The following is a 24,892-nucleotide window of genomic DNA, read 5'->3' as shown; positions in this document are numbered from 1 at the left end:
GATTTTCATTGAGGAGTACCTATAATGAACAACTATTTTGCTCGACTCATGGCAGGTCTGGGTCTGGTCGTTTCTGCTTTGAGTATCCCGGCTTATTCGGCCACGGTTGTTGACGGCGGTGTCATTCATTTTCGCGGTGCCATTGTCGCCGACCCCTGTGAAGTCACTCCCCAGAAGCAACAGTTTGCCATGTCATGTCCAGATAATAACCGTATGCAAACGCGTATGGTCAGCTATGAAGAGGCGCTTAACGGGAAAGTGAGCGACTCAAACGTGGCAACGCTCAATATGAAATACCTTAATCCTGAAAAAACGCTCGCGGTTGTCGAAATCCAGTATCGCTAATGCGTGCTCTCCCGCCCTGCGGTGGATGAGGATTTTTTCTGATAGTTTTTTCTCCCGGTCTCCTCTGCGATACACTTAAGAAAATGGCGGGTTGCAGAGGGGCTTTATGAAACCGCAAATTGAAATTATTCATGGCGATATTACGACAGTGCACGTCGACGTTATCGTCAATGCGGCCAATCCCTCCCTGATGGGGGGAGGCGGCGTGGACGGGGCTATCCACCGGGCTGCCGGACCGCAGCTGCTGGAAGCCTGTAAAACCGTGCGGCAACAGCAGGGCGAATGTCCTCCCGGTCACGCGGTGATTACGCTGGCGGGCAATCTGCCTGCGAGAGCGGTAATTCACGCGGTAGGGCCGGTCTGGCATGGCGGGGACCAGCACGAAGCGAGTATTCTGGAAGAGGCTTACCGGAACTGTTTGCGGCTGGCCGCCGACAACGGTTATAAAACGATGGCGTTTCCGGCCATCAGCACCGGCGTGTATGGTTACCCTAAGGCCGCTGCCGCAACGATCGCCGTAGAAACGGTTTACCGCTATTTGTCGTTAAAACCGCTGCCAGAGAAGGTGATTTTTGTCTGTTTCGACGACGACACCACGCATCTTTATCAGCGGCTTCTGACTCAGCGCAGACAAGAGCTGGAGAGCTGATGCAAACGCGGCGCATCTGATGCGCCGCGTGATTTATGAGGCTTTTGCCTGTGGTTTTCCTGAAAAGAGGAAACGCAGGAGCGGGATCCGCAGATGGATTTCGTAGAGTACGATTGCCACCCCTACAACAAACACCAGCCCGGTAAAGAAGCCCAGCGTGTTGGAGGCGATGTGCGGTGTGATGTAAGCCCCGAAGAAAAGCGTCAACGGGTGATGCACCAGATAGATAAACAGTGATGCATTAACGAAGTAGGTCACGCGGCTGGACTTAAAGTTCAGCAAGCGGTGGCCCAGCGCGAATACGACGTTCACCATCCACAGCCCCAGCAGCATAGTGATCACGCTTTCCGTTTCATACATCCAGGCGTCGCCGCTGCCGTAGCGCTGATTCAGCAGATAGGCCGCGAACGCGAGGGTTGCCCCCAGCGCGCACCACGGTGATGGGGTGACAAACAGCGATTTAAGCTTCGGATGAATAAAAGCCAGCGCGCCGATTAAAAAGAACGGAATGTAGAACAGGGACTGCATCACCACAAAATTAAATAACCCGTCGCTCAAAATCGGCGGATAGACGATGAGCAGCGTTCGGCGCACGGCAGCATACGCAATCCCCAACAGCAAGAAGAGCACTGACAGTTTGCCCATCGTAACGTTGGCGAAGAAGGTGTCGGCTTTTGTACTCAGACGGTGGCGCAGGCGGCTGAAAATCAACAGGCTCACCGTTGTGAGCACCACCAGCACCAGCAGGAACCACAGGTGAGACACCAGCTCCCAGACCAGCGTATTGTACTTTTCATACAGCGTAAGGTTCGGCCAGTTCTCCGCTTTGCCTTTGACATATTGCAACATAATGAACTGAGGCAGCGTCAGCAGTGGAATTGCGGTCAGCATGGGGATCCCCACGCGCTCTACGCGCACTTTCCACCAGCGCTTGAGCGGGTATCGCAGAAACAGCATGTAAGAAAAATAGCCGGATATGACGAAGAACACCTGCATACGGAAGGCGTGAATAAAGTCATTAAACAGCGTCAGCCACCAGGAGGGCATCTGGCTATTCACATGCCAGGTGTGGCTGGAGTAAATCAGTGAAATGTGAAAGGGGATCCCCAATAGCATCAGCCAGGCCCTGATCGAGTCGAGGAAATATTCACGTTCTGTTGGTGTTGTGCTCATATAACGTTGTGCATTCTCAGACTTTTCGTCTTATCCCTAAGACTCATAATGGTTACATTCGAAGCCAACCCTACACCAAGACCGACACCCTGTCTCCAGGATAAGCACGCAAAGTGAATAGCGGGTTCTTTCATTTGCTTATTCCATGAGCCAGCAGCTGAACAAAGCAGTGATAATGTTGTCGGATTGCCTGAGTTTCCATTAAAATGGATCGGATCGATATAAGCACACAAAGGGGGAAGTGCTTACTTATTATGAAACATAAACCACAGATGATGAAAATGCGTTGGTTGGGTGCTGCAGTGGTGTTATCACTGTATACCTCATCGGCACTGGCCTTTAACATCGACGATGTCGCAAAACAGGCAAAATCGATGGCAGGCAAGAGCTACGAAGCGCCGAAAAGTAACTTGCCCTCCGTTTTCCGCGACATGAAGTATGCGGACTATCAGCAGATCCAGTTCAATCACGACAAAGCGTACTGGAGCAATATTAAAACCCCGTTCAAGCTTGAATTTTATCATCAGGGTATGTACTTCGACACGCCTGTTGCCATCAATGAAGTGACGGCAACCGCGGTACGTAAGATCAAGTACAGCCCGGATTACTTCAATTTTGGCAATGTGCAACACGACAAAGATACGGTGAAAGACCTGGGTTTCGCAGGCTTTAAGGTGCTTTACCCGATCAACAGCAAAGATAAAAACGACGAAATCGTCAGCATGCTTGGCGCCAGCTATTTCCGCGTTATCGGCGCGGGGCAGGTGTACGGGCTTTCTGCGCGTGGTCTGGCAATTGATACCGCGCTGCCATCAGGTGAAGAGTTCCCGCGTTTCCGTGAGTTCTGGATTGAACGTCCAAAGCCAACGGATAAGCGTCTGACCATTTATGCCCTGCTGGATTCCCCGCGTGCAACCGGTGCCTATCGCTTTGTGATTATGCCGGGTCGTGACACGGTAGTTGACGTGCAGTCCAAGGTTTACCTCCGTGATAAAGTGGGCAAACTGGGCGTTGCGCCACTGACCAGTATGTTCCTGTTTGGGCCGAACCAGCCGTCACCGGCTACCAACTTCCGTCCGGAACTGCATGACTCCAACGGTCTGTCTATTCATGCCGGCAACGGTGAGTGGATCTGGCGTCCGCTGAATAACCCGAAACATCTGGCGGTTAGCAGCTTCGCAATGGAAAACCCGCAAGGTTTTGGCCTGCTGCAGCGTGGTCGTCAGTTCTCCCGCTTTGAAGATTTGGACGATCGCTATGACCAGCGTCCAAGCGCCTGGGTCACGCCAAACGGTGACTGGGGTAAAGGCAAGGTCGAGCTGGTAGAGATTCCAACCAACGACGAAACCAACGATAACATCGTCGCTTACTGGACGCCGGATCAACTGCCGGAAGCCGGTAAAGAGATGAACTTCAAGTACACCATTACCTTCAGCCGCGACGAAGATAAGCTGCATGCGCCGGATAACGCGTATGTAATGCAGACTCGCCGCTCAACGGGTGATGTGAAGCAGTCTAATCTTATTCGTCAGCCTGACGGTACCGTGGCGTTTGTCGTGGACTTCACAGGCCAGGATATGAAGAAACTGTCGCCGGACACCGCCGTTGCCGCTCAGGCCAGCATCGGTGATAACGGTGAAATCGTTGAGAATACCGTGCGTTACAACCCGGTAACCAAAGGCTGGCGTCTGACCCTGCGCGTGAAAGTGAAAGATCCGAAACAGACCACTGAAATGCGTGCTGCGCTGGTCAGTAACGATCAGCCGCTGAGTGAAACCTGGAGCTATCAGCTACCTGCCAATGAATAATACATCTGAATATATTGATGCCATGCCGCTGACGGATATCGAAAAAGCGGCACTGCCAAAGAGCGACATCCGCGCGGTTCACACCGCGCTGGATGGTGAACATCATACGTTTTCCCGTGATGATGATACGCCGCTCGGGTCAGTCAAGGCGCGTCTGGAGCAGGCCTGGCCGGACTCGCTGGCGGAAGGGCAGTTGATTAAAGACGACGAAGGACGCGATCAGCTTCAGGCGATGCCGAAGGCTACGCGTTCCTCTATGTTCCCCGATCCATGGCGCACCAACCCGGTGGGTCGCTTCTGGGATCGCCTGCGCGGGCGTGATGTGACGCCGCGCTATCTGTCGCGCCTGACGAAAGAAGAGCAGGCGTCCGAACAGAAATGGCGTACCGTCGGGACAATCCGTCGCTATATCCTGCTGCTTCTGACGCTGGCGCAGACGGTCGTCGCGACCTGGTACATGAAAACTATCCTGCCTTACCAGGGCTGGGCGTTTATCAACCCGACGGACATGATGGGCCAGGATCTCTGGGTCTCCTTCATGCAGCTGTTGCCGTATATCCTGCAGAGCGGCATTCTCCTGCTGTTCGCGGTCCTCTTCTGCTGGGTCTCGGCCGGTTTCTGGACCGCGCTGATGGGCTTCCTGCAATTGCTCATGGGGCGTGACAAATACAGCATTTCAGCGTCAACGGTCGGGGATGAACCCCTTAATCCCGAGCACCGTACCGCGCTGATTATGCCTATCTGTAACGAAGACGTTGACCGCGTATTTGCGGGCCTGCGTGCGACCTGGGAGTCCGTGAAGGCGACCGGCAACGCGGAGCATTTCGACGTTTACATCCTGAGCGACAGCTACAACCCGGATATCTGCGTTGCGGAACAAAAAGCGTGGATGGAGCTGATTGCAGAAGTGCAGGGCGAAGGCCAGATCTTTTACCGTCGCCGCCGCCGTCGCGTGAAGCGTAAAAGCGGCAACATCGATGACTTCTGCCGTCGCTGGGGTAATCAGTACAGCTACATGGTAGTGCTGGATGCTGACTCCGTCATGAGCGGAGACTGCCTGAGCGGTCTGGTGCGTCTGATGGAAGCCAACCCTAACGCCGGTATCATTCAGTCCTCGCCAAAAGCGTCCGGAATGGACACCCTTTATGCGCGCTGCCAGCAGTTCGCCACCCGTGTTTACGGGCCGCTGTTTACGGCCGGTCTGCACTTCTGGCAGCTGGGTGAGTCGCACTACTGGGGTCACAACGCCATTATCCGCGTGAAGCCGTTCATTGAACACTGTGCGCTGGCGCCGCTGCCGGGTGAGGGTTCGTTTGCCGGTTCTATTCTGTCGCATGACTTCGTAGAAGCGGCGTTGATGCGTCGTGCTGGCTGGGGCGTCTGGATTGCCTACGACCTGCCGGGATCCTACGAAGAGCTGCCGCCGAACCTGCTGGACGAGCTTAAGCGTGACCGCCGCTGGTGTCATGGTAACCTGATGAACTTCCGCCTGTTCCTGGTAAAAGGGATGCACCCGGTTCACCGCGCGGTGTTCCTGACGGGCGTGATGTCCTATCTCTCCGCACCGCTGTGGTTTATGTTCCTGGCGCTGTCGACTGCCTTACAGGTGGTTCATGCCCTGACGGAGCCGCAATACTTCCTGCAACCGCGGCAGCTGTTCCCGGTGTGGCCGCAGTGGCGTCCGGAGCTGGCGATTGCGCTGTTTGCCTCCACCATGGTGTTACTATTCCTGCCTAAGCTGCTCAGCATCATCCTGATCTGGTGCAAAGGCTCGAAAGAGTACGGCGGTTTCTTCCGCGTGACCCTTTCACTGCTGCTGGAAGTGCTGTTCTCCGTCCTGCTGGCGCCGGTACGTATGCTGTTCCACACCGTGTTTGTGGTCAGTGCGTTCCTGGGCTGGGAAGTGGTCTGGAACTCACCGCAGCGTGACGACGACTCCACGCCGTGGGGTGAAGCCTTTATGCGCCACGGTTCTCAGCTGCTGCTGGGTCTGGTGTGGGCTGCCGGGATGGCGTGGCTTGATCTGCGCTTCCTGTTCTGGCTGGCGCCGATTGTCTTCTCGCTGATCCTGTCGCCGTTTGTGTCCGTGATTTCCAGCCGTTCAACGGTGGGGTTGCGAACCAAACGCTGGAAGCTGTTCCTGATCCCGGAAGAGTATTCCCCGCCGCAGGTGCTGGTGGATACCGATCGTTACCTGGAACAGAACCGCAGTCGCTCGCTGGATGACGGCTTCATGCACGCCGTGTTTAACCCGTCATTCAACGCCCTGGCGACGGCAATGGCAACCGCGCGTCACCGTGCCAGCCAGGTGCTGGAGATTGCCCGCGATCGTCACGTTGAGCAGGCGCTTAACGAGACCCCGGAAAAACTCAACCGCGACCGTCGTCTGGTGCTGTTGAGCGACCCGGTGACAATGGCGCGTCTTCACTACCGCGTGTGGTCCGCTCCGGAGAAATACTCTTCGTGGGTAAACTACTATAAGGACGTGAAGCTGAATCCGCTCGCTCTGAAGGCGAAGTAAGCAGTTAAGTAAGGCGAGTAAGCGAAGCGCCACCCGCCAGATAAAATACCGGCTTAATCGCCGGTATTTTTTTAGAGGTTAAAGATGAGAATAATCATCGTCGTTATGGTGGCATGCCTGCTGAGCGGCTGCGGCAGTATCATCAGTCGCACCATTCCAGGGCAGGGCCATGGAAATCAGTATTACCCGGGCGTGAAATGGGATCTTCGTGATTCCGCGTGGCGCTACCTGACCGTGCTCGATCTGCCGTTCTCGCTGATTTTCGACACGCTGTTGCTGCCGATAGATGCCAGCCACGGCCCTTACGAATAGCCTAAATTAACGCTCGTCCCACTCGTCGGCTGCGGTTTGACCTTCTTCCGTATCCAGCGGCGGCTCGAGCTGAAACTCACCCTCATCCCACTCGTGCAGGGTATTCTCTTCCAGCCATTCCTGCCGAAGTTCTATTTCGTCATAGTCGCCATCAAAGACGGCCTGCGCACCTTCACCGCTTAATATCGGCAAACATTCCCCATCTTCACCTTCATCGGCAAAGAATTCGGCCTGCCACATAATATCTCCATCCTGCAGAACGTATTTTTGGATATTAAGCTGTTGCACGTCAGCATCTTCTTCTTCAACGCCGGGGTTGTCGGCGAGGAACTCTTCACGAGCGGCATCAATAGCTTCTTCCAGCGTGGCGTACATGGTCATTGGTGTCTCCCTGTTTTCCAGAAGGTTTCAGGGAAAGAATAGCTGAATATAAGATTCTGCAAGTATGAATGCGAAAATAAGCTATCAGGCGTTCGTCTTATTCCGTCACGGGCCGCAGCGCGCGGGATAAACTGAACCATGAATAGATGGCATTGAACAACACGACGCCCGCCGTCACGATAAAGACGGCGCGAAAACCGAAGCTGGCGGAAATCCCGGCCCCGAGCAGCGGTCCGGTGACGTTACCGATGTCGCGGAATGACTGGTTATAGCTGAAAATACGCCCGGCAATCTGGTTCGTGGAGTTGTAGACCAGCAGGGTCTGTACGGCGGGCAGCAGCGCGCCGTCGGCGGCACCCAGCAAAAAACGCAGGACGCCCAGCTGCCATGGCGTTTGCACCATCGACATCGGGATAAGCAGCAGGACGGAAATGACCAGCGCGCAGATCAGGATTTTCTCGGGACCAACGCGGTCTCCCAGTTTACCCAGCCTCGGGGCGCTCAGCAGCGCCGCCACGCCGGGCACGGAGGCAATCAGCCCGCTGATGAACGCAATATTGCTAACGTTACCCGCCAGGTCGCGAACGTACAGCGTCAGAATAGGGGCAATCGACCCGGTAGCCACCTGGATAATCATTGTCGTCACGAACAGGCTCAGCACCAGTCTGGGATTTTTGAGCGAGGTCAGCACCTCTCTGGCGTGGAGCATCTCTTTTTTGGCGACAGGCGTGAAGTTTTCCCGGATACAGAGCAGGGTGACGATAAAGCACAGGAACAACACGCTGGCGGTGATGAAAAAAACCGGGCGCAGGCCGTAGTTATCCGCCAGTAATCCCCCGGCCAGTGGTCCCAGCAGAGCACCGCTCACGCCGCCGGTAGAGAGCGTCCCGAGCGCCCAGCCGCTCTTATGGCGGGGAATTTGCGTGGCAATCAGGGCATTCGCGTTGGGAATAAATCCTCCCAGCAGGCCCAGCAGCGCGCGCAGGATCAGAAACTGCCAGACGTTCTGCGCCACGCCCATCAGCGCCATGATAATAGCCATCCCCAGCGCCGAACGCAGCAGCATGATTTTACGTCCCTTGCGATCGGCAAGGCCGCCCCAGAAGGGCGAGGCCATCGCGGAAAAGAGAAACGTGATGCTGAATACCAGACCGGACCACATATTGAGCGCGCTGTGGCCCGTTACGCCAAGCTGTTCGACGTAGAGCGGCAGGAAGGGCATGACCAGGCTAAAGGCCGCGCCGGTAAGAAAACAGCCAAGCCACGCAACCGCGAGGTTACGCTTCCAGTTTATGGGGGCATCTGAGGGTGACATAACTATCCGCATAATGAGGTGCAGAGCACCTGAAGCATAAAGTAATAAGCCTGCTAATTATGCGCCTGGGTTATGATTGCCGCAATGACGAGGAGCTTTTAAAGCTAAAACGGCATGCGGCCCTGAAGACCGCATGGGGATTAATAGCGGGACGGCGTGCCTTGTGGACGCGTTTTAAAACGGCGGTGCAGCCACATGTACTGCTCGGGCGCCAGCATGATGCACTTCTCCACAACGCTGTTCATCCAGCGCGCGGTGGTTTCCGCATCGTCAAGCGGTGGCGCAAGCTCCGGCTCCAGCATCATCAGCTCGTAGCCTGAACCATCCGGCTTACGGCGAGGGACGAAAGGCACGATGGCAGCTTTAGACATCCGCGCCAGCATCCAGGTACCGGTCGTTGTGGCGGCCTCTTCAACGGCGAAGAAGGGGACAAATACGCTGGCCTGTGGGCCATAGTCGTGGTCGGGGGCATACCAGACCACTTCACCGGATTTCAGCGCGCGGATCATCCCCTTCAGGTCCTTACGGTCGATCATGCTTTTGTTGGAGCGCATGCGGCCGTTGGTCTGGATTAAATCGATGACCGGGTTATCGTTAGGACGATAAACGCCAATGCCAGGCGCCTGCATGCCGAACATGCGCGCCCCGATTTCCAGCGTCAGGAAATGAACGCCGATCAGCAAAACGCCCGTCTGGTTGGCCTGAAGCGTATGCACAGGCTCCATGCCGGTTCCCGTTACCTCGCTCCAGCGGGCCATGCGTTTGTCCGGCCAGAACCACGCCATACCGGTTTCCATGAGCCCCATCCCGACGGATTCGAAATTCTTCGCGACCATATCGTGACGCTCTGGCTCGCTCATCTGCGGAAAACACAGCTCAAGATTGCGGTACGCGATTCTGGCGCGACGCTTCATAAACAGTTGCGCGAAACGGCCCAGAAATTTACCCAACCGAAAAATAACAGGGTAGGGAAGCTGTACCAGAAGCCATAAAAAGCCGATGCCAAGCCAGGTCAACCAATAGCGGGGATGCAAAAGGGCGGCAGTAAATTTTGGTAACTGGGTCATGTCTTTCCTGTGTTCAAACGTCCTGTTTTGCTAGTGTCTCATTTTTTGAGACATAGCCAAAATATCTGCTTTCGAAGCGTGCACGAATACAGCAATTGTTAAGCCTGATTAATCAGGGTGTGTGAAATGTAGCGTAAATTGTGTGGATGTAAATTGGTTTTGTTTGCTATATGATGCCGACCGATTTTTAATTCTCTCTAACGATTCCAGGACTGTACACCATGCCAGTGTTACACAACCGCGTGTCGAATGAGATGTTGAAAGCGCGTATGTTGGCTGAAACCGAACCGCGCACAACCATCTCTTTCTATAAATACTTCACGATCGACGATCCGCAGGCGACCCGCGATGCGCTTTATCAGGCGTTCACGGCGCTGAACGTCTTCGGCCGCGTCTACCTTGCCCGTGAAGGCATCAACGCGCAAATTAGCGTACCGGAAAGCAAAGTCAGCGCCTTCCGCGAGTGTCTTTATCAGTTCGATCCGGCCCTCGACGGCTTACGCCTGAACATTGCCCTGGACGATGACGGGAAATCCTTCTGGGTGCTGCGCATGAAGGTGCGTGAACGCATCGTGGCGGACGGTATCGACGATCCTGCGTTTAACGCGGCGGATGTCGGTGAATATCTTAAGGCTGCGGAAGTGAATGCGATGCTTGACGATCCGGATGCCGTGTTCATTGATATGCGTAACCACTATGAATACGAGGTGGGGCATTTCGAGAACGCGATGGAAATCCCGGCCGATACCTTCCGCGAGCAACTGCCCAAAGCGGTTGAGATGATGCAGGAACATAAAGATAAAAAGATCGTTATGTACTGCACCGGCGGTATCCGCTGTGAGAAAGCCAGCGCGTGGATGAAGCACAACGGCTTTAATAAGGTCTGGCATATTGAAGGCGGCATTATCGAGTACGCCCGCCGCGCCCGCGAGCAGGGTTTACCGGTGCGCTTTATCGGGAAAAACTTTGTCTTTGACGAGCGTATGGGTGAGCGTATCTCGGAAGACGTTATTGCCCAGTGCCACCAGTGCGGCGCACCGTGCGATACCCACACCAACTGCAAAAACGACGGGTGTCATCTGCTGTTCATTCAGTGCCCGGCCTGTGCCGAGAAGTTTAACGGCTGCTGTAGCGAACTGTGCAGCGAAGAGAGCATCCTGCCGGAAGAAGAGCAGCGTCGCCGTCGCGCAGGACGTGAAAACGGCAACAAGATTTTTAATAAATCACGCGGCCGCCTGAATACCAAACTGGGTATCCCTGACCCGGAATGATAATAACGCCCGGCACGGCGAAAGCCTTCCGGGCGAATCTATTATGATTTCTGCTGTACGCCTTCAACGGAAATAATCAGCTCAACGTCCTGAGACGCCGGGCCTAAATCCGTTGTGATATTAAAATCTTTCAGGTGAATTTTACCCGCCGCTTCAAAACCTGCGCGTTTACCGCCCCACGGATCGTCACCCTGACCCAGTAATTTAGCATCCAGCGTGACCGGTTTTGTTACGCCGTTAAGCGTCAGGTTGCCGGTAATATTCAGCTTATCACCCTCTTTTTTCACTTCCGTGGAGGTGAAGGTAGCCTGCGGGTATTTCCCGACATTGAGGAATTCCCCACTGCGCAGATGTTTATCACGTTCAGCATGATTAGTATCCACGCTGTTGGTATTAATGGTTACGTTGACCTTATCGGCGGCAGGATTCTTCTCGTCAAAGGTGAATGTGCCGTCAAAATCTTTAAAGGTACCGTACAGCCAGCTGTATCCCAGGTGCTGAATACGGAAATTGACGAAAGCGTGCTGGCCCTCCTTATCAATTTTATAATCAGCCGCCACGGCGGAACCGGCGGTGAATAACAGAGAACCCAGGGCGATACCCAGCAGGTGTTTTTTCATTTTATGCTCCAGAGTCAACTGACGAGCGGCCAAGCATGCGCTTTAGCGTATCGTCTTTATCAATAAAATGGTGTTTGAGGGCGGCAAGCCCGTGCAGCACGGACAGGATCACGACGCTCCACGCAAGCCAGAGGTGAACGACCCCGGCCGTGTCAGCCTGAGCGCCCGCATCGCTGAGCGTTGCCGGGACGTCAAAAAGGCCAAAGACGCTAATCGGCTTACCGTCCGCCGTTGAGATAAGGTAGCCGCTAATCAGAATGGCGAAGAGCAGCGCATAGAGCGCGATATGCGCGGCGACTGCACTGACGCGGGTAAATTTGCCGTGGGTCTTCGCCGCGGCGGGCGGCGGGGAAATATGTCGCCAGATCACGCGAAAAACCAGACCCAGCATCAGGAGAACGCCAATGCTTTTATGTAACTCCGGTGCCTGGTGATACCAGCCGTCGTAATAGCTGAGCGTGACCATCCAGAGTCCAAGGCCAAACATACCGTAGACGGCAATAGCAAATATCCAGTGCAAACCTATGGATATTATTCCGTAGCGCCGGGAGGTGTTACGCAGTTGCATCAGAATGTCCATTTTCGTATTAACCGAAGGGTAAAAATGAACGGGAAGATGTGACATTGCAACTGAAATAATTGTCTATTGATTTGTATTTTATTTATTTCAGCAATTTTGAAAGGAAAGGGCGAAGGTAATTCAATGTCTTCGTGCAAGAGGAATTGAGAGTTTCAATAAAGCTAAATTAACGTCAATTATTGTCAGTCAGGGTTTTCAATAAAATACAATGTAAACAAAATCAATAATAGCCAGCAGCGACCACAATAAGATATAGAGCATGAAATGCTCGCGAATATTATTCATCAGAAAGCTAACGATCCTGCGCATAATGCCCCGTAATTCAGTGTGAATAAAACGGGCCCCGGTACCTCCAGAGCCCGTGCGGATTATCCGTTAAAACGCGAGAGCGAGAAGGGCGTCAGATCAAACTGCGGTTTGATACCCTGGGCGAACTGCGCGGCGATCTCGCCCAGCACGGAAGCGAATTTAAAGCCGTGACCGCTCAGCCCGGTAATCAGCAGGACGTTGTCATGCCCTGGCAGGGTATCAATGATGAAGTCTTCATCCGGCGTGTTGTCGTAGGTACAGGCCGCGCCATACAGCAAGCCACCGACGCCCGGAAGGATAGTACGCAGGAACGAGAAGGCTTCCGAACCATCCTGTGGATAGGCGCCAAAAGGCTTACGCTCTTCAGGGGAGGCGATCGCCTGGCCACCGTTGTGTTTACCGATTTTCAGCGCGTCTTTCTCGGAAGGGAAACCGTAGAACTGATCGCCATTCGGCAATTCGCCGGTGAAGGCCGGGAATTTATTCTGCGCGCTGTAGCGACCATCCGACTGGAACCAGGAGAAGACCTTCCGCACCGGCTGGATTGGCAGTTCCGGCAGCAGGCGAGTGACCCAGGTTCCGGCGCTGACGAGCAGGCGGGACGCTGAATAGTCGCCGTCAAAAGTCGTTACCGTGACGCCATTCTCGTCATGGGTGATGGCCTCCACCGGACAGTTAAACAGCTGCGCACAGCCGGCCTTAGCGGCAAGATCGATCCAGGTTTTGATTGCCGTTTCACAATGCAGCACGCCGGAGTGGGCTTCAAAGAGGCCGATGTAATCGTCCGGGACGGTAATTTCAGGCCAGCGCGCGGTAATGCCCGTTGCGTCCAGCTTCTCAACATCCAGATTAAAGGCTTTTGCGCTGCGCTCGACGCCGGCGAGAAAATCAGAATGAGCAGGGCCAAGGTTGATGACGCCGGTACGCTCGAAAATACGCTCTTCGGTCTGTGTCGCCAGTTCATCCCACAGCGTCTGGGCGCGAAGCACCAGCGGCACATAGCGCTCGCCTTCTCCATACGCATGGCGCATGAGACGGGTATCGCCATGATGGCTGCCCTCAGAATGAGGAGGAAGGTGGGCATCGATCATCAGGACCTTTAGACCTGCCTGTGTTGCGTAATAACCGGCAGCGGAACCCACGGAGCCGCTACCAATAATGATTAAGTCGTATCTCATATGCATCTCATAAACTGATGTTTTGTTAGCAGAGTAATTAACAACGCGGGGTTAGACAAGGGAGAAATAAATAAGGCACCGCGTGGGTGCCTGTAGAGAGAAAAGTGGGCATAAGCTTAGTGCCGTTTATACTCATTTTCCTGATAGTCGCCAGATTCTATTTTTGCAATACCTGCCTCTAAAATAGAAATAAACTGACGGGCGACGTCTGTTGTTAGCCACAGCGTCTGTCCAACTTCCGCTTCTTCACGGTTGAGTTGATTCGGGGTCTGGTAGTGCAAACGCAGCATCAGCGCATCGTAGCTATCTACGGTACTGATATCCCAGCCAACCAGTGGATGGGTCTGGATCACTTCACTATTCTTTTCCATTATAACCCCCTTAATGCGTGTTAGAAGACAACGGCTCTGAGGTTCAATGCATGTTTTTCTGAAAGCATCTTCAGTATACCAAGTAATAAGGGTTCCAACGGGAAAAATAAACAGGTGGCAACACATTTTTCTGCTTTTTAGGATTGTTCGAACAATAAAACACCATCTCGTTCACGATTTTTAAAGAAGATGCCGAATTAATTTGAACTTGCAGGATTTTTAGACAAAAAAAAGCCGGGGCGACCCGGCAAAAAAACACAATGAGGGAGCAGTGTTAATCTGTGATAAACCAGTCGTCTGCGCTTTCCCACGTTTCCTGCAGGATTTCGCTGATGCGATCTTTATCTTCTTTCGCAGCACCAATGACGGAGAGGTTGTTCGCCGCGGCGTAACGCACCGTTACGGCACCCGCGTTGTCGGGAAAGGTGTTGTTAATACGGCGGGATAATTCGCCTGCCAGTGCATCAAGCGCGCCGGCAGGCAGAACGGTTGTTTTGGCTATGGTGACTTCAATACGCATAAATGCCCCCTGTGTAATATACTGTTTATTTATACAGGTATATTATCGGTTTGACAACAAGGGGCATTGATTTTTTAACGTTTTACCGTCCAGTTAACGGTTTCGCCCGCCAGGAATGGGATCAGCGTGTCATCCGTCAGCGCAATGGACTCCTCAACGTGGCTCGCTTTACGCTCCAGTTCGATAAAGGTGTCGTTGACCGGCAGGCCGTAGAAGCGCGGGCCGTTAAGGGAGCAGAACGCTTCAAAATGTTCGAGCGCGTTCATCTCTTCAAAGACGGTCGCGTAGCTGGCCAGTGCCGTTGGGGCGTTGAAGCAGCCCGCACAGCCGCAGCTCGCCTCTTTGCGGTGGCGGGCGTGAGGTGCGGAATCGGTGCCGAGGAACGCGCGGGAGAACCCGCTGGCGACCAGCTCGCGCAGCGCCTGCTGGTGGATGTTGCGCTTGAGAATAGGCAGACAGTACAGGTGAGGACGCACCCCGCCCACCAGCATGTGGTTACGGTTAAACATCAGGTGCTGTGGCGTAATGGTCGCGGCGATAAGATCGTTGCCGTCGCGCACATACTCTGCCGCGTCTTTGGTGGTGATATGTTCAAAGACCACTTTAAGCGCGGGCAGGCGCTGGCGCAGAGGCTCCATCACTGTCTCGATAAAACGGGCTTCACGGTCGAAGATGTCAATCTCGGCATGCGTGACTTCACCATGGACCAGCAGCGGCATGCCCAGTTTCTGCATGCGTTCCAGAACCGGCATGATGGCATCAATGCTGGTGACGCCGTGGCTGGAGTTGGTGGTGGCATTTGCCGGGTAGAGTTTCGCCGCCGTAAATACGCCTTCGTTAAACCCGCGCTCCACTTCGTTCGGATCCAGCGAGTCGGTAAGATAGCAGGTCATCAACGGGGTAAAATCGTGTCCCGCAGGAACGGCATCCAGGATGCGCTGGCGATAGGCCATCGCGGCATCGACGGTGGTGACTGGTGGAACCAGGTTAGGCATGACAATCGCGCGGCCATAAATTTCGCTGGTATAAGGCACGACGGTTTTCAGCATATCGCCATCACGCAGATGGATATGCCAGTCGTCAGGGCGGCGGATTTTGAGAACCTGGGGTTGTGCAGTCATGGAAGCTCCGGCTTGTCAGGAATCAGTCATAAGGATGGCTGTTTTTGCCGGACACAAATCATAAGCGGAAACGTTTTCGTTTGCACACTTTTCCGTAAAAAAAAGGGCGCCGCAGCGCCCTTCAGGTTAATCGGTGAAAGGAATGATGATTTCACCCGGTTTCACCTCTATGCCTTTTGCATATTTTTTCGCCAGAGCTTCACCCTTGCTTTTGTCTTCGCTTAAGACGTACGCGGGCTGCTGGTTGAAGTAATTTCGCAGCGACTGGTTCAGATAGGGCATCAGGGTTTGCAGAACCGGTGCCATCTTGTCCGGCGACACCTGCGCATCGACGACTTCCATCTCCTGCAGGAAAATTGCCCCTTTCTCTTTGTTGAAAACGGGCAGGGCCTTCAGCTTGAGCTTGATGTTGGCCTTCTGATTGCCAAAGAGGGATGACATATCGAGATCCGCATCACCGGCCAGGGTGACTTTGTTTGGCTCTTCACGTCCGATCTGGCTGGTCAGGTTCGTCAGGACGATATGCGCGTCCGCCAGTCCCGGCACGCCAATGTCTTTAGAGAAATTGTTATGTTTTTCCAGCGCCTGATTAATTTCCTGTTCACTGACGGTATATTGCGTGAGCTGGTTACAGCCAACCAGCAGGCCGCTGACTACTAATGCCGCGGCAAAGACAATTTTCTTCATAGTGTTCCTCAACGAAAAATCGGCGCTTCTGTCCTGTTGCGCCAGTATGTCAGTGTGAATTGGCAGAAACCAGCAGAAAAAACTGAGAAGTGGGGCGGGAGGGGCTCCCGCCCGAGGGAAAGGCTACGCGCCAGGCTCGAGCATACCGCTCGCGCTGCGTTTCGGGCTGAACTGCCACCACAGAGCAAGGAGCGTCATAAAACCCACCGCGCCGAGCATCATCCACGGGAGTTCGGGCTGGTTAAACGCTTTGCCGGCATCAAACAACCAGCCGCCACCCGCGTAACCTAATGCGCCGCCAAGCGCCAGCCCCAGCCGGCTGAACCCCATATAGCTGCCGCGCGCACGCGCATCCGCAAGCGAGGCGCTCAGCGTTTCACGGGCAGGTTCGGCGATGATCGAGCCAATATAGAACGTGCAAATCAGCGTAAACAGCTGCTGGAGAGAGTTCACCAGGCCGATCGGCATCATGCTCAGCGTCATCAGGAACAGACCGGCCATCAGGCGATGCTCCAGACGAAAACGCCGTTCGCTCCAGCGGGCAATCGGATAAAGCAGCGTTAACGACAGGCAGGCTTCGATGGCGTACATCCATTTAACGGCTGCAGGGGTCCCCGCGATGTCGTTAACCATGATCGGCAGCATCAGCATGACCTGCACAGCCAGCATGTAGTAGCCCGTCAGGGTCAACACATAGGTGACAAAACGCCTGTCGCGCAGGACGCGGTCAAGCCCTTCCCGGACCGGCGCTTTGACCGTCGACAGTTTCCAGGCGGGCAGGAACAGGCCATTGAACAGCGCGCACAGAATAAAGAGCACCGCCCCAGCGGCGCAGACCAGACGGAAGTCATACTGCAGCAGCCAGCTTCCCAGCAGGGCGCCGATAACCGCCCCTGCACTGTCCTGCATCATCAGAATCGAGAAGAAACGGCCGCGGTGCTGGGGGCGAATAAGCTTTACCACTAGCGCGGTGCGTGGCGGATCGAACAGCGTGCCGCCGATACCGGAGAGGAAACAGGAGAACCAGAGCAGCCAGGGCTCCTGGGCGACCGCCATCGTGGCAAAGCCTGCCGCGCGCAGCAGCATACCGGTAACGATCATCGGTTTAGCGCCGAAGCGGTCGGCAATGGCCCCGCCAAAGACGCCCAGGCCCTGCTGGACAAACTGGCGTAGCCCCAGGGCAATGCCAACCATTAATGCCGCCCAGCCCATCTGATCGACAAAGCGGATCGATATCAGCGGAAAAACGACAAAAAAGCCGAGCACGACCAGCATGTTATCGACGAGCAGGAAATATTTACCCAGGCTCCTGGCCTGTGATACGCGGGACATTTTCCCTCCAGGGAAAATAAGAAGGTGAGCACGCTAACATTCTGCGGTGTCGCCGCGTTTTTTCCCACCCCCGGGGGTGACAATATTTTTTTATCAAAAGGGTGCTTTGATAGAGAGTTCTCATCGAAAAATGTGAAAAGAGGTGAAAATGGTATGTCACTGTTTTCACAGACGGCACAGGCGCAGGTATAGTAAAGCTAATGGGTCAGCAGAAGTGACGGGAAGGAGTGGTATCGATGTTTGGCTATCGCAGCAATGTGCCAAAAGTGCGTCTGACAACGGACCGGCTGGTCGTTCGTCTGGTGCATGAGCGTGATGCCTGGCGTCTGGCGGATTATTACGCCGAGAATCGCCAGTTTTTAAAACCCTGGGAACCCGTTCGGGATGAGAGCCATTGTTACCCTTCCGGCTGGCAGGCGCGCCTCAGCATGATTACGGAATTTCACAAGCAGGGCAGCGCGTTTTATTTCGCGCTGCTGGATCCTGAAGAAAAAGAGATTATCGGGATCGCCAACTTTTCAAACGTGGTGCGCGGGTCGTTTCACGCCTGCTACCTTGGCTACTCCATCGGCCAGAAATGGCAGGGGCAGGGGCTGATGTACGAGGCGTTAACGGTGGCGATCCGCTATATGCAACGCACGCAGCATATCCATCGCATTATGGCGAACTATATGCCGCATAATCAGCGCAGCGGCAATTTGCTGGCCCGCTTAGGGTTCGAGAAAGAGGGTTACGCCAAAGACTATCTGCTGATAGACGGAGAGTGGCGCGACCACGTTCTGACGGCGTTAACCACCCGGGACTGGACCGCAGGTCGTTAAGGAGAAAAGATGAAGTATCAGCTAAACGGTACAGAAGCGCGCGTGATTGGGTGCTTACTCGAAAAACAGGTTACCACGCCGGAGCAGTATCCGCTCTCCGTCAACGCCGTGACCATGGCCTGCAACCAGAAGACCAACCGCGAGCCGGTGATGAACCTCAGCGAGCATGAGGTTCAGGACGTGCTGGATGCGCTGGTAAAACGCCACTACCTGCGCACCGTCAGCGGCTTCGGCAACCGCGTGACCAAATACGAACAGCGCTTCTGTAACTCCGAATTCGGCGACCTGAAGCTGAGCAGTGCGGAAGTGGCGGTCATCACCACGCTGTTGCTGCGCGGGGCGCAGACGCCGGGAGAGTTGCGCACGCGCGCTTCCCGTATGCATGAGTTCAGCGATATGCAGGAAGTTGAGCAGACCCTGGAAGGGCTGGCCTCACGTGAAGATGGCCCATACGTGGTGCGTCTGGCGCGCGAGCCGGGCAAACGTGAAAGCCGCTATATGCATCTGTTCAGCGGCGACGTCGATGTCGCTACCGCTACCGTGGAGAGCGACGCGGGATCCTCAGCAAGCAATGACACTCTTGCCGCGCGCGTAGAAGCGCTGGAAGACGAGGTCGCCGGGCTGAAACAGCGCCTGGATGCGTTGCTGGCACATCTGGGAGACTGACGGTGAAAAAATTACGCGTAGGCGTGGTGGGGCTCGGCGGCATCGCGCAAAAAGCCTGGCTGCCTGTTTTAGGTGCAGCAACGGACTGGACCCTGCAAGGGGCATGGTCACCCACCCGAGAAAAGGCAGAACGTATCTGCGAAACCTGGCGCATTCCGTATGCTGCCTCTCTGCAGGATCTGGCCCGCGAGTGTGATGCTGTTTTTGTGCATACCTCAACGGCAACCCACTATCAGGTGGTAAGCGAGCTGCTCAATGCGGGGGTTCACGTCTGCGTGGATAAGCCGCTGGCGGAAAATGTTCAGGATGCCGAACGGCTGATTGAGCTGGCCGCGCGCAAAAAACTGACGCTGATGGTGGGCTTCAACCGCCGCTTTGCGCCGCTTTACCAGCAGCTGAAGGCGCAGTCGGACACGCTCGCCTCGCTGCGGATGGATAAACACCGCACCGACAGCATTGGGCCAAACGATCTGCGCTTCACCCTTCTGGATGATTATCTGCACGTTGTGGATACGGCGCTGTGGCTGAGCAACGGCCATGCGCAGCTGAAGAGCGGTACCCTGTTAACGAATGACCAGGGGCAGATGGTCTACGCGGAACACCACTTCGCCGTTGAGCATCTTCAGATTACCACCAGCATGCACCGTCGGGCGGGAAGTCAGCGTGAATCCGTGCAGGCAGTGACCGAGGGCGCGCTGTACGACATTACGGACATGCGCGAGTGGCGGGAAGAGAAGGGCAACGGCGTGGTGACGCTCCCGGCGCCAGGCTGGCAGAGCACCCTCGAGCAGCGCGGTTTCGCAGGATGCGCCCGCCACTTTATCACCTGCGTGCAAAATCAGACGGTTCCTGAAACGTCCGGCGAGCAGGCCATTCTGGCGCAGCGCATTGTGGAAAGGCTCTGGCGCGATGCCATGAGCGAATAACTCGCTGTAACATCTGCGGATAGTAATTCGTTGAAATCCGGTTAGACTAAGCGCCGCTTGTTGGCTTTGCCGGGTGGCGCTTACGCTGACTCGGCCTACAAATCCGTATGGTTCTGGAAATTCACGTTAATGAACTTATTAAAATCGCTGGCGGCCGTCAGCTCGATGACCATGTTTTCCCGCGTGCTGGGTTTTGCGCGCGACGCCATTGTGGCAAGGGTATTTGGTGCAGGGATGGCCACGGACGCCTTTTTCGTCGCGTTCAAATTGCCGAACCTGCTGCGTCGTATTTTTGCTGAAGGGGCGTTTTCCCAGGCATTCGTGCCCATTCTGGCGGAATATAAAAGCAAGCAGGGTGAAGACGCGACGCGCGTCTTTGTTTCTTATGTCTCCGGGCTGCTGACGCTGGCTTTGGCGGTGGTGACCGTACTCGGGATGCTGGCCGCGCCCTGGGTGATTATGGTGACCGCGCCCGGTTTTGCCGATACGGCTGACAAATTTGCGCTGACCTCGCAGCTGCTGCGCATTACTTTCCCCTATATTCTGCTCATCTCGCTGGCCTCGCTGGTGGGGGCGATCCTGAACACCTGGAACCGCTTCTCTGTTCCGGCGTTTGCGCCGACGTTTCTCAACGTCAGCATGATCGGTTTTGCCCTGTTCGCCGCGCCGCACTTTAACCCGCCGGTGCTGGCGCTGGCCTGGGCGGTCACCGTCGGCGGCGTGCTGCAGCTGGCGTATCAGCTGCCGCATCTGAAAAAAATCGGCATGCTGGTGCTGCCGCGCATCAATCTCAAAGATGCCGGGGCGATGCGCGTGATCAAGCAGATGGGGCCCGCTATTCTCGGCGTCTCCGTCAGTCAGATCTCGCTTATCATCAACACCATCTTTGCCTCTTTCCTCGTGTCCGGCTCGGTTTCCTGGATGTACTACGCCGACCGTCTGATGGAGTTCCCGTCCGGGGTGCTGGGCGTGGCGCTGGGGACCATCCTGCTGCCGTCGCTGTCGAAAAGTTTTGCCAGCGGAAACCATGATGAATATTGCCGCCTGATGGACTGGGGTTTACGTCTCTGCTTCCTGCTGGCCCTGCCAAGCGCGGTAGCGCTGGGTATTCTGGCCAAACCGCTGACGGTGTCGCTCTTCCAGTACGGGAAATTCACCGCCTTTGATGCCGCCATGACCCAGCGCGCGCTGATTGCCTACTCGGTCGGCTTGATGGGGCTGATCGTCGTCAAGGTGCTGGCGCCCGGGTTCTACTCGCGTCAGGACATCAAAACGCCGGTGAAAATTGCCATCGTGACGCTGATTATGACCCAGCTGATGAACCTGGCGTTTATTGGTCCGCTGAAGCATGCCGGCCTGTCGCTGTCTATTGGTCTGGCGGCCTGTCTGAATGCCGGGCTGTTGTACTGGCAGCTGCGCAAGCAGGATATTTTCACGCCGCAGCCGGGGTGGGGAAGTTTCCTGGTACGTCTGATCGTTGCGGTACTGGTGATGTCAGCCGCGCTGTTCGGCATGATGTACGTGATGCCGGAGTGGTCCCTGGGCACCATGCCTTATCGTCTGATGCGGCTGATGGCCGTGGTAGGCGTCGGGGTGGTGGCTTACTTTGCCACGCTCGCGGTGCTGGGGTTCAAAGTGAAAGAGTTTGCCCGCCGTACGGCATAAACGCCAAAAGGGGAGTTCACCTTATGGTGCTCCCCGCTGCATGATTTGTCGCACAGGCGTCAAATCGAAATCTTTTTAACTCCCGCAATACGTGCAGTCGCTGTTTGACCATCCGCACCGTACAGTCCGGTTTCTTTATGCGGTTTCAATACCTCAAGCGCCTGCTGATTACGCTCAATCTGACCTTCCAGTAGCCAGCCGTTGTGCTGGTTAAGGTCGCGCAGGTGCTGGGTTTTTTCGGTAATGGTTTGCCAGCGCTCAATAATATCGTCATTGGCGCTACGCTTAGGATCCTGCTCAGCGCGGCGCTGCTGCTCCAGATAATCCAGCGTCGCCAGTAGCGAACTCTTATCTTCAGTAATACGCTGCAGCGCGCTGCCGTTGATGTGACCGGAAGAGAGATGCTGCTGTTCAGCGTCCATTACCGTTTTCAGGTCGTTAAGAACAACCGTCATTTGATCCAGTATTTCTGACAGTCGACTCATACGGTTAGTTACTCTGTAAGAAACTCTGTGCTTCCTGAATCAGGGCGTCAGCGATTTTGCTGGTGTCCATTTTCAGCTCACCGTTACGAATAGCCGTTTTCAGCGCTTCAACACGTTCCATATTGATATCGTTGCTGCCTGGCTGCATCAGTTTTGCCTGTGCGTCGCTCAGGGTCACGCTGGTGCTGTTGGACGTTGACGGTTTTTCCAGACGCGTTTTCTGCGCAGGAGCGTCATTCGTTTCGCGAGGTTGTACAGCGCTTACCGGCTTCAGGGCTGATGTACGATCAATGCTCATAGTGTTGTCCTCATCGAGGGTTCGCGGCGTTTGCGCCTGACATCATCATTAGTGGAATATTTATCGGCACGCGCCGCGAAATCTTTAAAAAGATTATAGGTTAATCAGAATATTCCCATCAGAATCGACGGTTCCGCTCACCACCTGGCCTGAGGACATTCTGACGCGGGCGTTTTGCGCCACCGCGGCATTGTTTAACGCTTTCCCTTCACTGTTGATGCTAAAGCCATCTCCGTTGGCCACCACCATCACCTGTTGACCCGCTTTTACCCGCCATGACTGACGCAGCATTGAGAGCTGTATCGGCTGGCCGGGTGCGACATCGCGCAGGCTGACGGCGTCCTGTGCCTGGTTCATTTCCAGCATGGTGCGTGGAGGCAGCTGGTCCAGACGGCCGCGTTTTAACGTCACGCTGTTCGTCTGCAGCACGCTGCCGCGCGCAATGGGCACGGCGGCGACAACATAATTGCCCGTCGCCTGAACTGCAACCTGTAAATAGCGTTTTTCGTTCGCGCAGCGTGCCAGCACGTTCACATTTCCCCACAGCCGGGTGGTTCCCGTCACGCTGAATGACGGTTGGTCACAGGTCGGGTACAGATTCGGTGGGGTGCGCACGGTAACGTTAACCTCATCGCTAAAGCCCGCCAGCTTTTCAGCAAAAAAAGCCGTCAGCCGATCCTGTAAGCCTTCAGCCTGCACCAGAGGGCTAAAGAGCAAGAAAGTTGCCACCAGGCCACGTTTTAACGTTTGCATCGCAAGTTCCACCGTTTCCAGAGTTGAATGAATTCTACCTGCAGTGGTTTTGCATCAACGCAATAAATAGCGACGCATTTTGCGTTTATTCCGTCGATAGGGGAGACCGGGTGAGATTTAAGCTGTGAACTGAAATTTTGCCATCAGCGGAGGAGACATGCTCGATAAACTCGACGCCGCGTTACGTTTTCAGCAGGAAGCGCTCAATTTACGCGCCCAGCGGCAGGAGATTTTAGCCGCCAACATCGCTAACGCCGATACCCCAGGGTTTCAGGCGCGCGATATTGATTTTTCCAGTGAACTCAAAAAGGTGATGGAGCGTGGACGTGCCGAAGGAACGGGTGTTGCACTTGCCATGACATCCTCTCGCCATATTCCTGCTCAGGCGATGACCGCGCCAGCGACCGATTTACTTTACCGCATTCCCGATCAGCCCTCACTCGACGGTAACACCGTGGATATGGACCGGGAGCGTACCCAGTTTGCCGATAACAGTCTGAAATACCAGACGGGCCTGACCGTACTCGGCGGACAAATCAAAGGCATGATGAACGTCCTGCAGGGGGGGAACTGATAGATGGCCTTGTTGAATATTTTTGATATTGCCGGTTCGGCGTTAACCGCGCAGTCCAAACGCCTGAACGTGGCTGCCAGTAACCTGGCGAACGCCGACAGCGTAACCGGACCAGACGGCCAGCCTTATCGCGCCAAACAGGTTGTCTTTCAGGTCGATGCTGCGCCGGGCGCGGCGACGGGCGGCGTGAAGGTGTCTGATGTGGTAGAGAGCCAGGCGCCGGACAGGCTGGTGTATGAGCCGGGTAACCCGCTCGCGGATGCCAGCGGATACGTGAAAATGCCAAACGTGGATGTGGTGGGTGAGATGGTGAACTCCATGTCGGCTTCCCGCAGCTACCAGGCCAACGTTGAAGTGCTGAATACCGTGAAGAGCATGATGCTCAAAACGCTCACTCTCGGCCAGTAAAGGAGACATGCATGTCCATCGCCGTAAATGTGAATGATCCTACGAACTCGGGTGTTAATAACACCAAGAGTACGACGGGTTCTAACTCCCTCACCGGGAGCAATGCCTCCGATCTTCAGGGCAGCTTTCTGACGCTGCTGGTGGCGCAGCTTAAGAACCAGGATCCCACCAACCCAATGCAGAACAACGAACTGACCACGCAGCTTGCGCAGATCAGCACCGTGAGCGGCATTGAGAAACTCAACACCACCCTCGGCTCCGTCTCCGGGCAGATCAACAGTGCCCAGTCTCTGCAGGCGGCAAGCCTGATTGGCCACGGGGTGATGATCCCGGGAACCACGATTCTGGCGGGCACCAGCACCACTGAAGGCAACACCACAACGACCACCACGCCGTTTGGCGTTGAGCTCCAGCAGGCGGCTGAGAAGGTCACTGCAACGATCATGGATGCCAATAACGTGGTGGTTCGCACCATTGATATCGGTGAGCTGAAGGCGGGCGTTCACACCTTTACGTGGGATGGCAGCCTGACCGACGGCACTAAAGCACCAAACGGTTCTTACAAAGTAGCGATCAGCGCCAGCAACGGGACGACCCAGCTGGTGGCGCAGCCGCTGCAGTTCGCGCTGGTCCAGGGCGTGATTAAAGGAAGCGACGGCAACAAACTGGATTTGGGAACCTCTGGTTCCACCACACTCGACGAAGTTCGGCAGATTATCTAAGCCTTAACACTTAT

Annotated in this window: 29 protein-coding genes; 13 read left to right on the top strand and 16 right to left on the bottom strand. The window is 55.1% G+C overall.

Features of this window, described 5'->3' with window-relative positions:
• Positions 1-24: 24 nt before the first annotated feature.
• Both M2422_RS06270 and ymdB read left to right on the top strand, forming a co-directional pair.
• Positions 25-345, top strand: a complete 321-nt coding sequence (locus M2422_RS06270; protein WP_033145186.1) for a type 1 fimbrial protein — start codon at positions 25-27, stop codon at positions 343-345.
• A gap of 106 nt (positions 346-451) precedes the next feature.
• A complete protein-coding gene (ymdB, locus tag M2422_RS06265) occupies positions 452-994 on the top strand; it encodes an O-acetyl-ADP-ribose deacetylase (RefSeq protein WP_023311113.1) in 543 nt (180 codons plus the stop codon).
• Positions 995-1,027: 33 nt separating this feature from the next.
• Here ymdB and mdoC read toward each other — a convergent pair whose 3' ends face one another.
• Complete coding sequence (gene mdoC / locus M2422_RS06260) at positions 1,028-2,167, bottom strand: glucans biosynthesis protein MdoC (RefSeq protein ID WP_064672268.1); 1,140 nt, start codon at positions 2,165-2,167, stop codon at positions 1,028-1,030.
• A gap of 254 nt (positions 2,168-2,421) precedes the next feature.
• Between mdoC and mdoG the strand changes: the two genes are divergently transcribed.
• The 3 genes from mdoG (at position 2,422) to M2422_RS06245 (ending at position 6,808) form a co-directional block, all read left to right on the top strand.
• Positions 2,422-3,975 carry a glucans biosynthesis protein MdoG gene (gene mdoG / locus M2422_RS06255; protein ID WP_021240787.1) on the top strand — a complete coding sequence of 518 codons (1,554 nt, stop codon included), beginning with the start codon at positions 2,422-2,424 and terminating at the stop codon, positions 3,973-3,975.
• Positions 3,968-6,496, top strand: coding sequence for a glucans biosynthesis glucosyltransferase MdoH (mdoH, locus tag M2422_RS06250; RefSeq protein WP_023311116.1), 2,529 nt, complete (start codon positions 3,968-3,970; stop codon positions 6,494-6,496). Before mdoG ends, mdoH begins: the two co-directional genes overlap by 8 nt.
• 84 nt (positions 6,497-6,580) lie before the next feature.
• Positions 6,581-6,808 (top strand): YceK/YidQ family lipoprotein, encoded by a 228-nt coding sequence (locus M2422_RS06245; RefSeq protein ID WP_033145189.1) that lies wholly within the window; start codon positions 6,581-6,583, stop codon positions 6,806-6,808.
• A gap of 6 nt (positions 6,809-6,814) precedes the next feature.
• On the opposite strand, the gene M2422_RS06240 is transcribed toward M2422_RS06245, so the two are convergent.
• The 3 genes from M2422_RS06240 to M2422_RS06230 all read right to left on the bottom strand — a co-directional run bounded on the left by M2422_RS06240 (position 6,815) and on the right by M2422_RS06230 (position 9,571).
• Complete coding sequence (locus M2422_RS06240; RefSeq protein ID WP_064672269.1) at positions 6,815-7,189, bottom strand: MysB family protein; 375 nt, start codon at positions 7,187-7,189, stop codon at positions 6,815-6,817.
• Positions 7,190-7,286: 97 nt separating this feature from the next.
• The gene (gene mdtG / locus M2422_RS06235; RefSeq protein ID WP_048979209.1) at positions 7,287-8,504 is read right to left on the bottom strand and encodes a multidrug efflux MFS transporter MdtG; all 1,218 of its coding nucleotides are present in this window, start codon (positions 8,502-8,504) and stop codon (positions 7,287-7,289) included.
• 140 nt (positions 8,505-8,644) lie between these two features.
• Positions 8,645-9,571: a Kdo(2)-lipid IV(A) acyltransferase gene (locus tag M2422_RS06230; RefSeq protein ID WP_023311120.1), complete on the bottom strand. Its 927-nt coding sequence runs from the start codon at positions 9,569-9,571 to the stop codon at positions 8,645-8,647.
• 221 nt (positions 9,572-9,792) lie between these two features.
• On the opposite strand from M2422_RS06230, the gene M2422_RS06225 reads away from it, so the two are divergent.
• Positions 9,793-10,842 carry a rhodanese-related sulfurtransferase gene (locus M2422_RS06225; RefSeq protein ID WP_033145192.1) on the top strand — a complete coding sequence of 350 codons (1,050 nt, stop codon included), beginning with the start codon at positions 9,793-9,795 and terminating at the stop codon, positions 10,840-10,842.
• A 41-nt stretch (positions 10,843-10,883) separates the two neighbouring features.
• Here the strand turns inward: M2422_RS06225 and M2422_RS06220 are convergent, their stop codons facing one another.
• The 9 genes from M2422_RS06220 to mdtH form a co-directional block, all read right to left on the bottom strand.
• Positions 10,884-11,462: a YceI family protein gene (locus M2422_RS06220; RefSeq protein WP_033145193.1), complete on the bottom strand. Its 579-nt coding sequence runs from the start codon at positions 11,460-11,462 to the stop codon at positions 10,884-10,886.
• A gap of 1 nt (position 11,463) precedes the next feature.
• A complete protein-coding gene (locus M2422_RS06215; protein ID WP_039262157.1) occupies positions 11,464-12,030 on the bottom strand; it encodes a cytochrome b in 567 nt (188 codons plus the stop codon).
• Between the two features lie 207 nt (positions 12,031-12,237).
• Complete coding sequence (locus tag M2422_RS06210; protein WP_064672270.1) at positions 12,238-12,351, bottom strand: YceO family protein; 114 nt, start codon at positions 12,349-12,351, stop codon at positions 12,238-12,240.
• A 59-nt stretch (positions 12,352-12,410) separates the two neighbouring features.
• On the bottom strand, positions 12,411-13,529 hold the full coding sequence (gene solA, locus M2422_RS06205; RefSeq protein WP_064672271.1) for an N-methyl-L-tryptophan oxidase: 1,119 nt from the start codon (positions 13,527-13,529) through the stop codon (positions 12,411-12,413).
• A gap of 116 nt (positions 13,530-13,645) precedes the next feature.
• On the bottom strand, positions 13,646-13,900 hold the full coding sequence (bssS, locus tag M2422_RS06200) for a biofilm formation regulator BssS (protein WP_008500827.1): 255 nt from the start codon (positions 13,898-13,900) through the stop codon (positions 13,646-13,648).
• A 274-nt stretch (positions 13,901-14,174) separates the two neighbouring features.
• Complete coding sequence (gene dinI / locus M2422_RS06195; protein ID WP_008500826.1) at positions 14,175-14,420, bottom strand: DNA damage-inducible protein I; 246 nt, start codon at positions 14,418-14,420, stop codon at positions 14,175-14,177.
• 74 nt (positions 14,421-14,494) lie between these two features.
• Entirely contained in the window at positions 14,495-15,541 is a 1,047-nt protein-coding gene (gene pyrC / locus M2422_RS06190) for a dihydroorotase (RefSeq protein ID WP_033145198.1), read from the bottom strand.
• Positions 15,542-15,667: 126 nt separating this feature from the next.
• Positions 15,668-16,228: a lipoprotein gene (locus M2422_RS06185; RefSeq protein ID WP_023311126.1), complete on the bottom strand. Its 561-nt coding sequence runs from the start codon at positions 16,226-16,228 to the stop codon at positions 15,668-15,670.
• Positions 16,229-16,351: 123 nt separating this feature from the next.
• Complete coding sequence (mdtH, locus tag M2422_RS06180) at positions 16,352-17,560, bottom strand: multidrug efflux MFS transporter MdtH (RefSeq protein WP_064672272.1); 1,209 nt, start codon at positions 17,558-17,560, stop codon at positions 16,352-16,354.
• 236 nt (positions 17,561-17,796) lie between these two features.
• Here mdtH and rimJ point away from each other — a divergent pair, with 236 nt between their 5' ends.
• The 4 genes from rimJ (at position 17,797) to murJ (ending at position 21,638) form a co-directional block, all read left to right on the top strand.
• Complete coding sequence (gene rimJ / locus M2422_RS06175) at positions 17,797-18,381, top strand: ribosomal protein S5-alanine N-acetyltransferase (protein ID WP_008500822.1); 585 nt, start codon at positions 17,797-17,799, stop codon at positions 18,379-18,381.
• A 9-nt stretch (positions 18,382-18,390) separates the two neighbouring features.
• Positions 18,391-19,047 carry a YceH family protein gene (locus M2422_RS06170; protein ID WP_033145200.1) on the top strand — a complete coding sequence of 219 codons (657 nt, stop codon included), beginning with the start codon at positions 18,391-18,393 and terminating at the stop codon, positions 19,045-19,047.
• A gap of 2 nt (positions 19,048-19,049) precedes the next feature.
• Entirely contained in the window at positions 19,050-19,973 is a 924-nt protein-coding gene (locus M2422_RS06165) for a Gfo/Idh/MocA family protein (RefSeq protein WP_064672273.1), read from the top strand.
• Positions 19,974-20,102: 129 nt separating this feature from the next.
• The gene (murJ, locus tag M2422_RS06160; protein ID WP_064672274.1) at positions 20,103-21,638 is read left to right on the top strand and encodes a murein biosynthesis integral membrane protein MurJ; all 1,536 of its coding nucleotides are present in this window, start codon (positions 20,103-20,105) and stop codon (positions 21,636-21,638) included.
• A 59-nt stretch (positions 21,639-21,697) separates the two neighbouring features.
• Here murJ and flgN read toward each other — a convergent pair whose 3' ends face one another.
• The 3 genes from flgN to flgA all read right to left on the bottom strand — a co-directional run bounded on the left by flgN (position 21,698) and on the right by flgA (position 23,174).
• Positions 21,698-22,123 carry a flagella biosynthesis chaperone FlgN gene (flgN, locus tag M2422_RS06155; RefSeq protein ID WP_008500818.1) on the bottom strand — a complete coding sequence of 142 codons (426 nt, stop codon included), beginning with the start codon at positions 22,121-22,123 and terminating at the stop codon, positions 21,698-21,700.
• Between the two features lie 4 nt (positions 22,124-22,127).
• A complete protein-coding gene (flgM, locus tag M2422_RS06150) occupies positions 22,128-22,421 on the bottom strand; it encodes a flagellar biosynthesis anti-sigma factor FlgM (protein ID WP_023311133.1) in 294 nt (97 codons plus the stop codon).
• Between the two features lie 93 nt (positions 22,422-22,514).
• Entirely contained in the window at positions 22,515-23,174 is a 660-nt protein-coding gene (gene flgA / locus M2422_RS06145) for a flagellar basal body P-ring formation chaperone FlgA (protein WP_023311134.1), read from the bottom strand.
• Between the two features lie 157 nt (positions 23,175-23,331).
• Between flgA and flgB the strand changes: the two genes are divergently transcribed.
• From flgB to flgD, 3 genes are read left to right on the top strand one after another with little or no spacing between them, the layout of a single operon-like run.
• A complete protein-coding gene (flgB, locus tag M2422_RS06140; RefSeq protein WP_023311135.1) occupies positions 23,332-23,748 on the top strand; it encodes a flagellar basal body rod protein FlgB in 417 nt (138 codons plus the stop codon).
• Positions 23,749-23,751: 3 nt separating this feature from the next.
• On the top strand, positions 23,752-24,156 hold the full coding sequence (gene flgC, locus M2422_RS06135) for a flagellar basal body rod protein FlgC (RefSeq protein WP_008500814.1): 405 nt from the start codon (positions 23,752-23,754) through the stop codon (positions 24,154-24,156).
• A gap of 11 nt (positions 24,157-24,167) precedes the next feature.
• Positions 24,168-24,878 carry a flagellar hook assembly protein FlgD gene (gene flgD / locus M2422_RS06130; protein WP_029740349.1) on the top strand — a complete coding sequence of 237 codons (711 nt, stop codon included), beginning with the start codon at positions 24,168-24,170 and terminating at the stop codon, positions 24,876-24,878.
• The last annotated feature ends 14 nt before the right edge of the window (positions 24,879-24,892 follow it).

Source organism: Enterobacter sp. SLBN-59, assembly GCF_024807915.1.
GTDB lineage: Bacteria > Pseudomonadota > Gammaproteobacteria > Enterobacterales > Enterobacteriaceae > Enterobacter > Enterobacter asburiae_B.
Note: the sequence above shows the minus strand (reverse complement) of the source record. Positions and strands in the feature narration are given on the sequence as shown.